This is a genomic window from Geomicrobium sp. JCM 19055, from assembly GCF_000698185.1.
GTDB lineage: Bacteria > Bacillota > Bacilli > Bacillales > Marinococcaceae > Geomicrobium_A > Geomicrobium_A sediminis.
Genome location: NZ_BAXL01000019.1, coordinates 1 through 13,042, shown reverse-complemented (window position 1 = coordinate 13,042; position 13,042 = coordinate 1). Strand labels below are relative to the sequence as shown.

At 41.4% G+C, this 13,042-nt stretch carries 16 protein-coding genes and 1 pseudogene; 4 read left to right on the top strand and 13 right to left on the bottom strand.

Annotated elements, in window-relative coordinates; translation table 11 throughout:
* Positions 1–3 precede the first annotated feature (3 nt).
* Together JCM19055_RS16235 and JCM19055_RS16230 are read right to left on the bottom strand one after the other, a co-directional pair.
* Positions 4–327, bottom strand: a complete 324-nt coding sequence (locus tag JCM19055_RS16235; protein ID WP_042360466.1) for a DUF3817 domain-containing protein — start codon at positions 325–327, stop codon at positions 4–6.
* Between the two features lie 25 nt (positions 328–352).
* Positions 353–1,300 (bottom strand): cation diffusion facilitator family transporter, encoded by a 948-nt coding sequence (locus JCM19055_RS16230; protein ID WP_052366445.1) that lies wholly within the window; start codon positions 1,298–1,300, stop codon positions 353–355.
* A 226-nt stretch (positions 1,301–1,526) separates the two neighbouring features.
* Between JCM19055_RS16230 and JCM19055_RS16225 the strand changes: the two genes are divergently transcribed.
* Positions 1,527–1,718 carry a hypothetical protein gene (locus tag JCM19055_RS16225; RefSeq protein WP_042360465.1) on the top strand — a complete coding sequence of 64 codons (192 nt, stop codon included), beginning with the start codon at positions 1,527–1,529 and terminating at the stop codon, positions 1,716–1,718.
* A gap of 36 nt (positions 1,719–1,754) precedes the next feature.
* Here the strand turns inward: JCM19055_RS16225 and JCM19055_RS16220 are convergent, their stop codons facing one another.
* On the bottom strand, positions 1,755–3,089 hold the full coding sequence (locus JCM19055_RS16220; protein ID WP_081833791.1) for an amino acid permease: 1,335 nt from the start codon (positions 3,087–3,089) through the stop codon (positions 1,755–1,757).
* A gap of 192 nt (positions 3,090–3,281) precedes the next feature.
* On the opposite strand from JCM19055_RS16220, the gene JCM19055_RS16215 reads away from it, so the two are divergent.
* On the top strand, positions 3,282–3,926 hold the full coding sequence (locus JCM19055_RS16215; protein WP_042360463.1) for a FusB/FusC family EF-G-binding protein: 645 nt from the start codon (positions 3,282–3,284) through the stop codon (positions 3,924–3,926).
* A gap of 253 nt (positions 3,927–4,179) precedes the next feature.
* On the top strand, positions 4,180–5,487 hold the full coding sequence (locus tag JCM19055_RS16210) for an alkaline phosphatase (protein ID WP_042360462.1): 1,308 nt from the start codon (positions 4,180–4,182) through the stop codon (positions 5,485–5,487).
* 97 nt (positions 5,488–5,584) lie between these two features.
* Here the strand turns inward: JCM19055_RS16210 and JCM19055_RS16205 are convergent, their stop codons facing one another.
* Complete coding sequence (locus tag JCM19055_RS16205) at positions 5,585–6,478, bottom strand: nucleoside hydrolase (protein WP_265182263.1); 894 nt, start codon at positions 6,476–6,478, stop codon at positions 5,585–5,587.
* 311 nt (positions 6,479–6,789) lie between these two features.
* Here JCM19055_RS16205 and JCM19055_RS16200 point away from each other — a divergent pair, with 311 nt between their 5' ends.
* The gene (locus JCM19055_RS16200; RefSeq protein WP_042360461.1) at positions 6,790–7,218 is read left to right on the top strand and encodes a hypothetical protein; all 429 of its coding nucleotides are present in this window, start codon (positions 6,790–6,792) and stop codon (positions 7,216–7,218) included.
* A 37-nt stretch (positions 7,219–7,255) separates the two neighbouring features.
* On the opposite strand, the gene JCM19055_RS16195 is transcribed toward JCM19055_RS16200, so the two are convergent.
* The 9 genes and pseudogenes from JCM19055_RS16195 to JCM19055_RS25735 all read right to left on the bottom strand — a co-directional run.
* Positions 7,256–7,639, bottom strand: coding sequence for a cytochrome c (locus JCM19055_RS16195; protein ID WP_042360460.1), 384 nt, complete (start codon positions 7,637–7,639; stop codon positions 7,256–7,258).
* Positions 7,640–8,007: 368 nt separating this feature from the next.
* Positions 8,008–8,157: a hypothetical protein gene (locus JCM19055_RS27555; RefSeq protein ID WP_193745472.1), complete on the bottom strand. Its 150-nt coding sequence runs from the start codon at positions 8,155–8,157 to the stop codon at positions 8,008–8,010.
* A 200-nt stretch (positions 8,158–8,357) separates the two neighbouring features.
* Complete coding sequence (locus JCM19055_RS16190; protein ID WP_042360459.1) at positions 8,358–9,149, bottom strand: hydantoinase/oxoprolinase family protein; 792 nt, start codon at positions 9,147–9,149, stop codon at positions 8,358–8,360.
* Positions 9,139–9,747 (bottom strand): hydantoinase/oxoprolinase N-terminal domain-containing protein, encoded by a 609-nt coding sequence (locus JCM19055_RS16185; protein ID WP_042360458.1) that lies wholly within the window; start codon positions 9,745–9,747, stop codon positions 9,139–9,141. The genes JCM19055_RS16190 and JCM19055_RS16185 overlap by 11 nt, the downstream gene beginning before the upstream one ends.
* Positions 9,748–9,758: 11 nt before the next feature.
* Positions 9,759–10,037 (bottom strand): DUF917 family protein, encoded by a 279-nt coding sequence (locus JCM19055_RS25740; RefSeq protein ID WP_265182262.1) that lies wholly within the window; start codon positions 10,035–10,037, stop codon positions 9,759–9,761.
* On the bottom strand, positions 9,961–10,800 hold the full coding sequence (locus JCM19055_RS16180) for a DUF917 domain-containing protein (protein WP_042360457.1): 840 nt from the start codon (positions 10,798–10,800) through the stop codon (positions 9,961–9,963). Before JCM19055_RS16180 ends, JCM19055_RS25740 begins: the two co-directional genes overlap by 77 nt.
* Positions 10,801–10,992: 192 nt before the next feature.
* Positions 10,993–12,234: a sigma-54-dependent Fis family transcriptional regulator gene (locus JCM19055_RS16175; RefSeq protein WP_042360456.1), complete on the bottom strand. Its 1,242-nt coding sequence runs from the start codon at positions 12,232–12,234 to the stop codon at positions 10,993–10,995.
* A gap of 4 nt (positions 12,235–12,238) precedes the next feature.
* A complete protein-coding gene (locus tag JCM19055_RS16170) occupies positions 12,239–12,598 on the bottom strand; it encodes a hypothetical protein (RefSeq protein WP_042360455.1) in 360 nt (119 codons plus the stop codon).
* A gap of 200 nt (positions 12,599–12,798) precedes the next feature.
* Positions 12,799–13,042, bottom strand: a pseudogene (locus JCM19055_RS25735) (hypothetical protein); the annotation flags it as partial.

The window sequence follows — 13,042 nt, the reverse complement described above, 5'->3', positions numbered from 1 at the left end:
TTTCTATACTTTTTCTACAACCGATTCTGGTTGTGCAAAGTCTGCTTTTTTTAATTTGGCATCGAACACGAAGTTCCCAAACGGAATAATTGCGACCACACTTGCCCCGAGAAACCACTTCAAAGACCAACGCACTGTAAGTGTGACAAGAAATACAAATGACATGTAGAGCAAGAACAGCACTCCATGCGCCATCCCGACAATAGAGACTGCTTGGTCAACGCCGAACATATATTTAAGTGGCATAGCAATAAATAATAGCGTAATGAGTGACAATCCCTCAACCAATCCTACTCTTCGAAACCATTTAAGCTGAAAGTTTTTCATATGCGCCCCCTCCCTATTCACTTTACTAGATTTCATTTGCCGAGAGAGGGGACAATTCCGTGAACCTTTTTATAATGCCCACTTTTTTTTGCTTCGTGAAGTTAACGTTCATCCATTTCGATTGTTTTACATTCGACAACCGATCATACAGTTGCTCCCGGAACTGATCAATATCGTCGACACACGTAATCTTCGACTGATCATCAAGTAAAAAGTGAAAATCAATATAAAGCGTTCTGCCTACTTTTGAAGAACGGATGTGGGTCTCTTTAATGCCATACATTGCTTCAAGTTCCGTGACTACGTTCTTCACTTGTTGATCCGTCTTAGCATCAGAGGACATGTGAAGCAGTTCTCGACCATTTCTTCGAATTAAAGAAATAGGAACCGTCATGAAATAGACACCTGCAAGCAATACCATAATCGGATCAATATAAGGAACAAACCAACTAAGGCTTGTGTTTTGCAAAAAGATTGCACTAATAAAACCGACCACAACAGCGAGACTTAATAACGTATCCATCAACCATTGTGCTGATTCTGCCTTTATAAATTCAGAGTGGTGTCGATTTCTTCTCATCACTTGTTGAATGACAAAACAGACGACAAGAGAGAAGATTCCATATAAAAGTGCACTCCCGAGAGCCACATCTCGTCCACCACTAGCCAATGCCATAATCGATGAAGACACTGCAGCAACACAAAGAACGCTAATCACGATTGCTTGTATAATGACGACCATCGGTTCGATCGATGCTTTACCGAAAGGAAACCTTTTTGTGTCCTCTTTTCGCACGTATTGCGATGCAATTAATGCGATTAGTGACATGAACAAACTAATTATTGAATAGATGCCATCAAAAAGAATCATTTGTGATGCACTGATGATTCCCCAAATAATTCCCACGACCGCAAACACAAAAGCTGTGGAAGCGGAAAGAAGTAATATTTTTGAGGTTGTATCCCTATTCATTGTTTCTACCTCTATTTCTCATGACTGAATATCAGTCATTTTTTTGTGAATAAATAGAGCCACCCCAAGCGGTCAGCGCCCAAGGTGACTGAATATCAATCATTATAGCAGATTTTCTACCCTTTGTCTAAAGTTTGTTAAACATTGAACAAACTAGTTTAAATATGAACGATATTTTGCAATTACAGATGATACAATGAACGTTACTATTCAAGGAGGTGGGAAGATGAAAAAGATTCTACTTAGCATCCCATTAGCCGTATATGGCATAACCTTATTGCTCATCATCTTCGTCAGTCTCTTGTTCTCAACGTTAACGTTCATAGGATCAGGGAACTTCAACATGATTACACTCGTTCTGCTTCTATTTGCAATGATGGTTGGGATTGCTTACAATTTCAAACGAAAAAAAGCATGAGGAATTGAACGATTCCTCATGCTTTTTGCGATACAATTAACTAATTCGCTCATCCAAATCATGAATATCATCTTCATACGTCAGTGTTTTGTATTGATTGTAACGAGTAATTGCAAAGTATGCCCCGATCATCCACCAACCTAGTAAAATGACCCATTCATGCCACCCAAGACCAGCAGGCATTCCTGGTAGATATTGAACAGCGAAGAAAATACTCATGACGAGTGCCAACCAACCGAAGATTGAAGAACGACCCGCTTTAAATGGACGAACCATCGCAGGTTCATTTTTACGTAAGAATAAAAACGATACCGCAACCATTAAATACGCAACGACGATTGTCAGACCGCCTGCATCAACAAGCCAACCGAGCATCGGTGCACCGAAGAATGGACTGACCGCCGACAATATGCCGATAAACCAAATAGCATTGGATGGCGTACCGTATTTCGGGTGAACTTTTGCAAACCATTGGGGCAACATCTTCGTATCCGCCATCGCAAAGATGATTCGACTTCCCCCAATAATAAAGGCATTCCAGCTCGTCAAGATTCCTGCGATCCCACCTAAAACGAGAATGGTTCCGAATATCTCACCGCCAAACAGGTTGACCATTGCATCTGCAGTCGGCAACACCGATTGCTCCCTTTCTGCTGAACCTAGACCGAATCCCACCGCATAGATAACCGCTAAGTAAAACACAATCGCACAAATCAAAGATGCTATAAGTAGCTTTCCAATCGAACGAGGTTTTACGTTCATCTCTTCAGCCGCTTGAGGGATTACATCGAAGCCGACAAAAAGGAATGGCGTCATAATCATAACCGCCAATAGTCCCGTCGTACTCGTCACCCATAATGGATCTGCATTTGCAATGTCTCCATTGACAGCTCCCCCAAAAATTAACAATAAACCAACGAGCACAATCATTAGCGTGAGAATCATCTGTACGAATGAAGCAAATTTAATTCCTATATAATTGATCCAGGCGATAAACAATGAACCTGCAACACCGACTAATACCCAAGTAAAGTACACATCGTATCCTGTCACACTATACATGTAACCAACTTTGTAGTTCGGGAACAAGTACTCAACAACGTTAGGTAAGGCAACAGCTTCGAAAGCTACAACTGATACGTACCCGAGCGCAATCGCCCATGAAGCGATAAATGAACCCCGAGGACCAATTCCGCGTAGCGCATATGAATGCTCACCACCGACTTTAGGCATGGATGACGCCAGCTCTGAATATGTAAAACCTACACAAAGCACGAGCACTCCACCGATTAAGAATGCAAGCATCGCTCCGATTACTCCAGCATCAGTAACCCAGCCACCAGAAAGGACAACCCATCCCCAACCGATCATTGCACCGAATGATAATACAATGGCATCCGTCTTGCTCAATACTTTTTTTTAGTTTTTGCTTTTCTTCCATAATCTTGCCTCCTTTTTATCAGTATAATAAATATTCCAAATAATTTGCATGATTATTTGTTGTACATCTACATAAAAAAAATGCGTTATACTCGCCTCGAGTTCTAGAAAGGACGTATGTATATGGAAGCCTTCATTCGCAACGATCAGTACAACGAATGGAAATACCAAGTGAATAAGCTTGTCTACAATCAAGCAACCTTAATAGACAACGATGTAATCAAAGCTGTCCAATCTCTAGCGATTGAGCGAATTACTGATCAGTTCGTATCGCTATCCACTGAACAGGAAAGATTAATTACGCTTACTACTCAACTAAACGATGAAGGGGATGCACAACTATTTTTGGACCAATTAGCCTTACTAATCATCCCTTTTCCTGCGATTAACAACACACAAATCACGCAATTATTTCCAAAAGCAAAGTTAGGTCGCATTTCCATTCAAGAGTCAGAACGAAAATTCTCTTCCTACATTAGCTGGGACGACACCGGGCAGCAAAAACGCTATATTATTGCCTATGTTGATCATAAACACGTGGGAATCGAAGGTCGTTTACATACACGCACTGTGCACGGAGTCTGTTCGATTTGTAATCATCATGCACCAACACGACAATTCACCACTTCGTACAAAGAACGCGGTGATGAAGGAAACTACACGTCGTATTCTCAATACGTCTGTTCCGACACGCGCGAATGCAACGAGAACATTCGTGCACTTGACCATTTGTACACGTTCATTTCGAAGATGACAAAACAATCGTAGCGTTTGAGAAACGAGGGGTGTTCTCCTCGTTTTTTTTCATTTGAAATTTCCGCCTTGCAATTTACTCCCTTCCTCAAAGCCGTCAACAGGATAGACTTCCCACCCCTTTGCATAAGCTAAAAAAAATTATTTTTAACACGCTTCTCATGCAATTCTCATGTTCTCATGCTACATTCATTTCATTAATGAAGATTCTAGTTCATCGTGGGGGTGATTTGCTTTGCGATTTTCACTCATAAAAGCAGTAGTTTCATTGGCATTCGTTGTAAGTTCCGTCATCGGATTATCGTTCTTCCAAACCGATGAGCAAGAAACAGAAACGGTTGATAACATTATTCTGATGATTGGAGATGGGATGGGAACAGACCAATTAACCGCTGCTTCGTATACGCTCGGTGATGGTAATGATTACGGTGAGCTTGCCGTCGATCAATTTCCTTATATCGGTCTCGTTCGAACACATTCCAACGACCACCTTGTTACCGACTCTGCAGCAGCAGGAACGGCACTCGCTACTGGTTATAAAACGGACAACGGTGTCATCGGCAAAGCACCAACCGAAGACGGAACTTATGAAGAGGTGTCGTCCATTTTTACAGAAGCTAAATCGAATGGCAAAGCAACTGGAATGGTCACTACAGCACGTCTTACACATGCAACGCCTGCAGCATTCACAGCCCACATTGATCGTCGAAAAAGCGAAGAAGACATTGCACCACAATTGCTCGATGACGAGACTGATGTCTTATTTGGCGGTGGACGCACCTATTTTGACGACCGGGACGATGAACGCGACTTAATCGCCGAAGCAAACCAACTTGGCTACGCGTTCATTGAGGACGTCGATGACTTGCAACGAATTGACGGGACGAATAAACTATTAGGTTTGTTTCATGATAGCCACCTCTCCTTTGAACTAGACCAAGAAGATACAAAAGAGCCTTCGCTGGAATTGATGACCGAAGTTGCAATCGAACAGCTTAATAAAACGGAAGATGGCTTTTTTTTAGTCGTTGAAGGCGGGCGTATTGATCATGCGGGACACGACAATTCTCCAGCAGATATGATACAAGAAACGCTCGCATTTGACCGAGCGGTACAGGTTGCTTATGACTTCGCTGAACAAGATGAGAATACACTTATTGTCGTGACGGCTGATCATAGCACTGGCGGTATGGCTCTTGGTTATGATGACGACTACCATTTCTATCCTGAAGTTATTCAAAACGTCACACGTTCTGTAGATGCATTAGAAGATTACATTAAAAAAGAGAAGATGGATGTTCAAGAAGTACTAGAAGTATACGCAGGAATTGAAGATGTCACAGAGGACGAAGTTGATCGCGTAGAACACTCGGATTCGATGCATAAAGAAATCGCTACCCTCATCAGTGAACGGGCAGCGATTGGTTGGACAACTCACGCTCATGAAGCCGCAAATGTCCCTTTGTATAGTTACGGTCCCGGCGCTTCTCAGTTTGCTACAACACAGGATAACACTGAGATTCCAGCAAAGATGCGTGAGATACTACAACTTCAACCCGAGAAACGTGCTGATTAGCAACGCTTTTATCCTTGTAATGAAACGATCCGTTAGAAATGCGGCTGTTGTGACGAAGGCGTAATCACAACAGCCGCTTACAAAACCGTTTACGATTCTATTTGTTTAAGTTTCTTAGTGAGGAATAAAGCATGTCCCAGAATATGTCTTGATTCAGTTCCATTGCAACGTGTGCATTTGGTTCTTTTTCTAACACATGATGATAATCAATGACCGTCATCCCGTATGTATGTTCAGCTTTCACTTCAATGTCTACATGAAGGTGTTTCTTCGTGAACACTTCTGGATTGATACAATATGCAATACAGCATGCATCATGGATTGGCCCTCCGTCAATCTCAAACACATCTAAGTAGGTCGAACGGAAAAATTTCAATAATTCCACAGTAAATGCTGCTACTTCTCCATCAATGTTTTCGATTGCAGCAATTTCTCGGTCTTGGGCCAACGCTTGATGAGTAAGATCTAATCCAACCATCGTCAGCTTCGCACCACTTTCAAAAACAACCTTAGCAGCTTCTGCATCGACATAGATATTAAATTCAGCAGCAGGTGTTTTGTTGCCAAATGATCCCCCACCCATGATCACGATCTCTTCCAATTTCTCAACGATCGACCGATCCTTCTTGATCGCTTGGGCGACATTCGTTAACGGACCTGTTGCGACGAGTGTGATCTTCTCTTCTTCACGATGAATCGTATCGATGAGGTAATCGACCGCATGGTGTTCTATCGCTTGCTTTTTAGGTGGTCGAACGTCTGGACCATCCATTCCTGATGTTCCGTGGATATCCACCGATATGACTTGTTCTCGGACGAGCGGTTCACTTGCTCCTGCTGCCACAGGAACATCGTCAAGTCCAGCTAGTTCACAAGCGACGAGTGCGTTTCTCGTCGTATCTTCGATTCTAGCATTACCACTTACCGTCGTAATAGCTAGTAAGTCAATGGCATCATTTCCTGCCGCTAAAAAAAATTGCAATCGCATCATCGTGTCCAGGATCGCAATCTAAGATTACTTTTTTCTTCATAGGAACCCCACTTTCTCGATCTCGTTCCTATTTATTCTACCATGCAATATGGTAGCGTTTACTTTTCATTACAACACTGTATACGACTAGTGAGCTTATCTATTGTTTTTACAGACTTAAGGACGAAACAAAGTGACTACGTTCATCAAAATCAGTAGAAAAGAATCAGGATCATGAGACTACTTTCATGCTATTATTTGTTATAAAGTCTCGTAAGCGAGATATATTAATTCGTTTTTATTTTTTTATAGGTTTTACTTAGGGGGTTGCAATGAACAGTTATGAAGTGAATTACTATATGACTTCAGGTCATTCCATTGGTCATCTTATTCAAGCGGAATCAATTTTTACAGCTTCTGCAATTGCAAAAGAATGGCTAGATACAACTGACCGTTTTATCGAATTAGACGAAACCTTATACCTTGATAAAGATCAAGTCACCCATATTGAAATCTATGAAAGCGGCGTGCTCTATGAGCCGAGTGATCACGTGAAGAGCGATGTCACATTTAAGATGATTAGCAATGAAGAAGTGCTTTATCATAGCAAGGACACTCAAGAGAATACAGCGAACATGTTGCGCCAACTTCTTTCAGAACGCCGTGAAGGATTTATTCCGTTATCGCCAAACTGTTTAGTTAATTCTAAATATGTTGTTTCCTACCGAATCTTTGAACGAATTCCGATGCGTACACATTAAAAAAAGCTTTCGCAATCCTTTTGCGAAAGCTTTCTATTTATTCTCCGCCTTCCGCTACGTATGCCGCAACGGCTTCAGCATCTTCGCCCTCAACGAGGTTCTCAGGCATACTACCCGGCCCTTCTGCAATGGCATTGATTACTTCATCTTCACCCATTCCAGCAATTCCTGGACCAGATTCACCTTGCATATCTTGGCCGTGACAGCTTAAACAGTTCTCTTCATACAAAGAGGCACCTTCACCAGAGTCAACGGTTTCACCTTCACTACCTTCACCGTCTTCTCCTTCTTCACTTGCGCTTGATGGACCACCACTATCTTCAAATGAGTCCCCAACAGGCTCTTGAACGTCACCTGCATCTTCGTTACATCCAGCAAGCATAAATGCCGCTGCACCGAATACGATTAGCCACTTCTTCATAAGGTCCCTCCTCCTCAATTCCATAAATTAAATAAGTATCACTACCATTGTATTTACCACATTCCTTATTTCTTTAAACGAATGTTTTAATTAACCACAACAAAAAAAACCAACGTTCTGTTTCGTTGGTCTAATTCTTATGATCAACACGATGTTTACTTCGTTCGTTTTTCAATCGATGCCTTGCTGTCTTCTTTAACCCTTCACTTCGATCACTACGAATCATGCGATTCATTTGGCTCACACTCACCACATTTCTACAATTAGGTATATTGTCTATGTGTATTCCTATCAATACCACTGAACTCGTCATAATAAACGTGAAAAGGTGAGCTTTTGGAAAAACTTATTAATTAAGGCTTACTAGACTAAGCCATAACGATCATAAGTGTTACAAAAAGCAAGAATAAGACGCCTACACTTACTAAACCATACATCCATGCTTGTCCGTAACGATCTTCTTCCATATCAAAGTAGCGATCAATTTTTAGTTTCCATTGTTTTATCATAATATCCACCTTCTTAACTCCTTGTTATATATAGAAGCTATGAAGTTACTACTCTATGTATTCCGCAAAATCTAGTGCAAATAACAACTAGTATTGTCATGAATTCTTTATATTGAATGTCAAATTACGTCTGATTATGACCTTCTTCAAATCACATCTTCTCTTGTTCTATGCAAAAAGCGAGCAAAAGGGGACGCCCTTTCACTCGCTCAGCTTAGCTGTAATGAACCTTTAACCCTCACTCGAATCCTTGATATTTCTCCATCTAAATAACAAAACGGATACTCTTCTACTTCTTGATCACGAATAAGAAATCTCGCTTTTTCATTTAAGCAAATCTCAGCCTTACGCATTTCACGCTCAATAACCTCTTGTTTTGACGAACCTTTTAGATGATAGATTCCATCAGATTCACTTCCTACCATCGCAAAGCAAAGGCCGTACGCACAAGAATAATTGGATGCATCTGGGAGTAACCACGTTTCATACCTAGACTCTAAATGCGGGAACAGTGTTTCACTGCGACTTCCGACAAGCACAATCGGCAATTCATCGTAACGAGGTTGCACACGTTCAATAACGGATCGAACGTTCGAACAAAACAATTGAAAATCATCTATATAATTAGGATGCTGTATTTTTTGTCTCTCTATATCTAATCGTTCATACTCCTTGAGTCGTTCAGGTATTGCTTCTACATGTTCGTAACTTGGTAAAGAAATCGTCGTTCGAATGCCATCAATGCGCATCGCTAATGACGCTTCATCAACTTTGCCATTCTTAACGACAGCAACTCCTGCTTCATTCTCTCCTACGTTTACGACAACATAGTCCGTTAACCTAGCCAGCTCACCTGCTCCTTGAAAAGCCATCGCACGATTTGAAGCGATCGTCTTAATTGGCGAACCGAGCGCCTCGCTCTCTGTCATGAGCGTTCCATCGTGTTTGGCAATCCAAACCGGTGCCTGTACACCGTAATCAGATAAAATTTCATGCAACAAGTTTTTTTGAAAGTACCGTAGCTGGTCTAAGCATCGCGTTAAGTAACGTTGTGTTCTCTCGTTCAATAAAGCCAATACTTCCGAATTGATGAGATAAACTAACCGCAAGTTCAGGCAATCTTACCGTGATTTTTGCACCGAGGCGTCGTTCGGATTCTGCATCCATTGGTGCATTTACGCCAACGACTGCAATTGATTGCGCGCCACTTTCATTAATCTTTACAATCAGTTCTTCCCATTCTTGATCGTCTTCAGTTGAAGAAAGATGAGTCGTACCGACAATATGATCTTGAAGGTCCTCTGGCCAATCGACTGCGGGCTGCAAAATTGATGGCATCGGTGAAATACGCACGAGGTACGTTTTAGCTAAACGCTCTACTTCATTAAGCGCCTGCTCGATGTGTGAAGAACATACAAATATTCCTTTTATACTGGCCTCGTTACCTTTGATTTGTCCAAAAATAGTTGCTAGTGCCAATCTCGTATTCTCGACTGAATCTTCACCTCGTGTACTTTTCGTTCTGGCAAAGATCCTTCCATTCTCTGACGTTAATACGGCGTCTGTATACGAACGTCCAACATCAATTCCTAGTCTCATGTGCACCTCTTTTAGTCATTACGCTTGTAAAGGTTACGCATCTTTTCCGTCTTTAAAATCGACGGACATGCAACCTTTGCAATCGTAATCTCAGTTCCTTTTTGTATCGTTGAAGCCATTAGTGGCCTAAGCGTCTCCATTTCACAAACGACAATTAGATCAGGTGTTGTCGCAAGCCGGTCATGTTCAGATGCAACATAAACAAATTCATTTTCAAAAAAATATGGTAACCATTCGATAATCTTGAACAGAGTGCGCGCGAACGAGGCATCTACCTGTAACGACACCATCATAAAAATCACGCTCGACCTGTTCAATAACGCCAGAAAGAATCCACTCTACCTTTCCATAAATCGAATTACCAAACATTTTCTGCAGCTGTTCTTGTTTATCAGAAGCGCCAATTTGCTTCTCTATAATCTCTCCAATCGCTTTTGCGACGGTTAACGTACCCGGAATCATGGCTGTTGAGATTTTTTTTGCATTTCCTACATAACTCGTTAAATGTGCAAAACCACCATTTTGCTGAACGACACTGTGCAAGTATTCACTCGCTTTCTCATTCGGAACGAAATCTATGACCTCTTGATAGTTATGTGTATACACGGCTGCTGGCGTTAAAGGTACCGCTAAGTTTAAAACACTCATCTTTAGTTTTGGGAATGCCCTGCCCATTCCATCACCATCTACGATTGGCAAACGACTTCTAAGTGCTGTCAAAATTGGACTAATACCATTTAGCCCACCAATTTCTAACGAAATTAAGGCTTGAGGCTCTGTATTTGTATACTCTTCATACAACTTTAGTGATGAACGACCTTCATCTCCTGAAGGCAATTGTTCACTATAAAACTCTGGAGAGCCAATAATCGCAATCGGTGCGATCCATTGATCTGTGAGATCTTGCCATTCGAGGACGTGAATACTTTCCTCATCATTCATCACAGATTTAATGAGCATTTCAACGATAAATGGGTCTCCTCCTCCCCCACAACCGAGAAACTTTGCACCTATGGCAACAGCGGATATGTCTCTTTTGTAAAGCTTCCACATTCCCCTGTCCTCCCTACATAGTAATAAGCAAGATTCATGCCAATTTTTTATGAGTCTAAAGCCTGTGTTTTGGGCGTTTTCTCAAACGTAGATGTTCATCTAAGTTGATAATGATAAACTTAAAATTAGTGAATATGGTTGATTTTAACAATATATCTCTTGAATTATCATGTTTTCTCACGTTTTCTCACTTTATTTAACGCCATGCTTTTTCAAACGTCGGTAAAGCGTTGGTAAGCTCATATTTAACTCATAAGCGATTTGTTTTTTAGCTGCCGTATGCCGTCCATATTGATCTAATAGCTCTAATAACCGTTCTTTTTCACTGGCGTGCGTAGGGGTTGCGACAACATTCTTATATCCTTTTCGCAACGCGACCGGTAGACTATCGACAGTTAATTGATCACCAACTTCAATTTGTGTCGCATGGGCAATTACGTTCTTTAACTCACGAATGTTCCCCGGCCAATCATATTGTTGCAATAATAGCCATGCTTCCTCCGTGAAATGCTTACTACGTCCGCCTTGTCTTAATGAATATTCTTTAAGAAAACTCTCTGTTAATAATGGAAGGTCATCAATTCGATCTCTTAAGCTTGGGATGACGAGCTGAATGACATTTAAGCGGAAAAATAAGTCTTGTCGAAACTTCCCTTGCTGAACGAGAACATCTAAATCTTGATGCGTCGCAGCAATGATTCGGACATCAACGTCAATGCTCATCGTTCCTCCAACCCGTTCAAACTTCCGTTCCTGAAGAAGCCGAAGTAACTTTGCTTGTAGTGAAAGCGGCATGTCTCCCACTTCATCAAGAAAGATCGTACCACCTTTGGCTACTTCAAACTTGCCTAGTTTTCCTTTCTGATTTGCACCTGTAAATGCTCCAGAATCATATCCAAACAATTCACTCTCAAGTAGCGCCTCTGGAATTGCGGCACAATTGATAGCGATAAACGGTTGATCACTTCGTCTACTTGCGGCATGAATGGATTGTGCAAAGACTTCTTTACCCGTTCCGCTTTCTCCCCGAAGTAGGATCGTCGTCTCACTCGGTGCCACCCGCTCTGCCAATCGTTTCGTCCGCTCAACAGCAAGTGAAGTTCCGATAATGTTCGAAAAACTATAGTTCGTATGAATCGGTGTTTGGCTTCGATCTTTGACTTGAAGGTACAGCACGTACCGATCTTTAAATCCACCTTCAATTACGGTCTGAACGATCACATCGACGTCATGATCATGGATTTTCACCTGAATATTCCCTGAATACTCAACCTTCTCAAGTTCGTCCCATAAGATTCCCGACCAAAGACGAATCGATTTATTAATCATTGAAGATTCAGTTTCTTGGAAAATGCGACAACTAGGTAATGAAGCACTCTGAATTTTTCCTTCATGATCGACGACCATCACGGCTTCATTCGTTTCATTTATCATTAGCTTAAGCTCTTTTTTTCAATTTATGATTCTCAACTTTCAGATCTTCATAATCATACAGAAAGCCTAAGTATTCTCCGGCATCAATAAAGCAGTCTAACGCTTCTTCGAGCCTATTTGGTTTCCCTTTCGCGACTAACATTCCTTGTTTATTCGTTTTAACGATAAACGTCGAATCGCAAAGACAATGCTCTCTCAAGCAAGACGGACGATCCTCTAAGAAAACGGTACGTCCCTCTTCTGCTTCTCGATACACTGGACAGTCCACAAATGACGCTAGCTGTTCTTGCGAATAATGAGCAGTCGTGAGCTCGGTAATTAAGTCGACCATTTTGATAAGATTGTCCATCACATTCGCCTTCATTAAACCTCTCTCCTAAATAACGCATTACAATCCGCACTTGTTCATTTCTACTCTATTCCAGTATACTTGTATTTCTTTAAAAAGAATAACGTTCTACACAAAAGTTTACAAATTACATCTTTCTTATGTAAAAACAAACACACAAACCGAAGTCTGTGTGTTTTTAGATGATTTAATGGTTCACATTAGCTACGCTAGTATTACTGACAAGTAAAAGACGTAATTTGATTTGTATTGATACCAAAGATGACCCAATTGCGTCCATTCCAACGGAACCCTGCAACCGATCGCTGTCCTACAAAAATGGATAGTACCAAAAGCTCTGCCCATTCCTTAGCCAAATGTACGTAAAACGGAATTGGCAAAATGAAATGGCACCTGAGTCAACAAACGGCGTTGCCTGAGACTGCATCGGTATAAAATTCGGTGGCGGCGCAGAAGGTG

Coding starts and splice junctions, on each gene's coding strand:
- JCM19055_RS16200 (WP_042360461.1), top strand. CDS start 6,790: ATGAACAGTTATGAAGTGAATTACTATATGACTTCAGGTCATTCCATT.
- JCM19055_RS16175 (WP_042360456.1), bottom strand. CDS start 12,234: ATGATAAATGAAACGAATGAAGCCGTGATGGTCGTCGATCATGAAGGA.
- JCM19055_RS16230 (WP_052366445.1), bottom strand. CDS start 1,300: ATGAATAGGGATACAACCTCAAAAATATTACTTCTTTCCGCTTCCACA.
- JCM19055_RS16180 (WP_042360457.1), bottom strand. CDS start 10,800: ATGTGGAAGCTTTACAAAAGAGACATATCCGCTGTTGCCATAGGTGCA.
- JCM19055_RS16205 (WP_265182263.1), bottom strand. CDS start 6,478: ATGATGCGATTGCAATTTTTTTTAGCGGCAGGAAATGATGCCATTGAC.
- JCM19055_RS16185 (WP_042360458.1), bottom strand. CDS start 9,747: ATGAGACTAGGAATTGATGTTGGACGTTCGTATACAGACGCCGTATTA.
- JCM19055_RS16235 (WP_042360466.1), bottom strand. CDS start 327: ATGAAAAACTTTCAGCTTAAATGGTTTCGAAGAGTAGGATTGGTTGAG.
- JCM19055_RS16215 (WP_042360463.1), top strand. CDS start 3,282: ATGGAAGCCTTCATTCGCAACGATCAGTACAACGAATGGAAATACCAA.
- JCM19055_RS16170 (WP_042360455.1), bottom strand. CDS start 12,598: ATGAAGGCGAATGTGATGGACAATCTTATCAAAATGGTCGACTTAATT.
- JCM19055_RS16195 (WP_042360460.1), bottom strand. CDS start 7,639: ATGAAGAAGTGGCTAATCGTATTCGGTGCAGCGGCATTTATGCTTGCT.
- JCM19055_RS25740 (WP_265182262.1), bottom strand. CDS start 10,037: ATGGTGTCGTTACAGGTAGATGCCTCGTTCGCGCGCACTCTGTTCAAG.
- JCM19055_RS16220 (WP_081833791.1), bottom strand. CDS start 3,089: ATGATCGGTTGGGGATGGGTTGTCCTTTCTGGTGGCTGGGTTACTGAT.
- JCM19055_RS16225 (WP_042360465.1), top strand. CDS start 1,527: ATGAAAAAGATTCTACTTAGCATCCCATTAGCCGTATATGGCATAACC.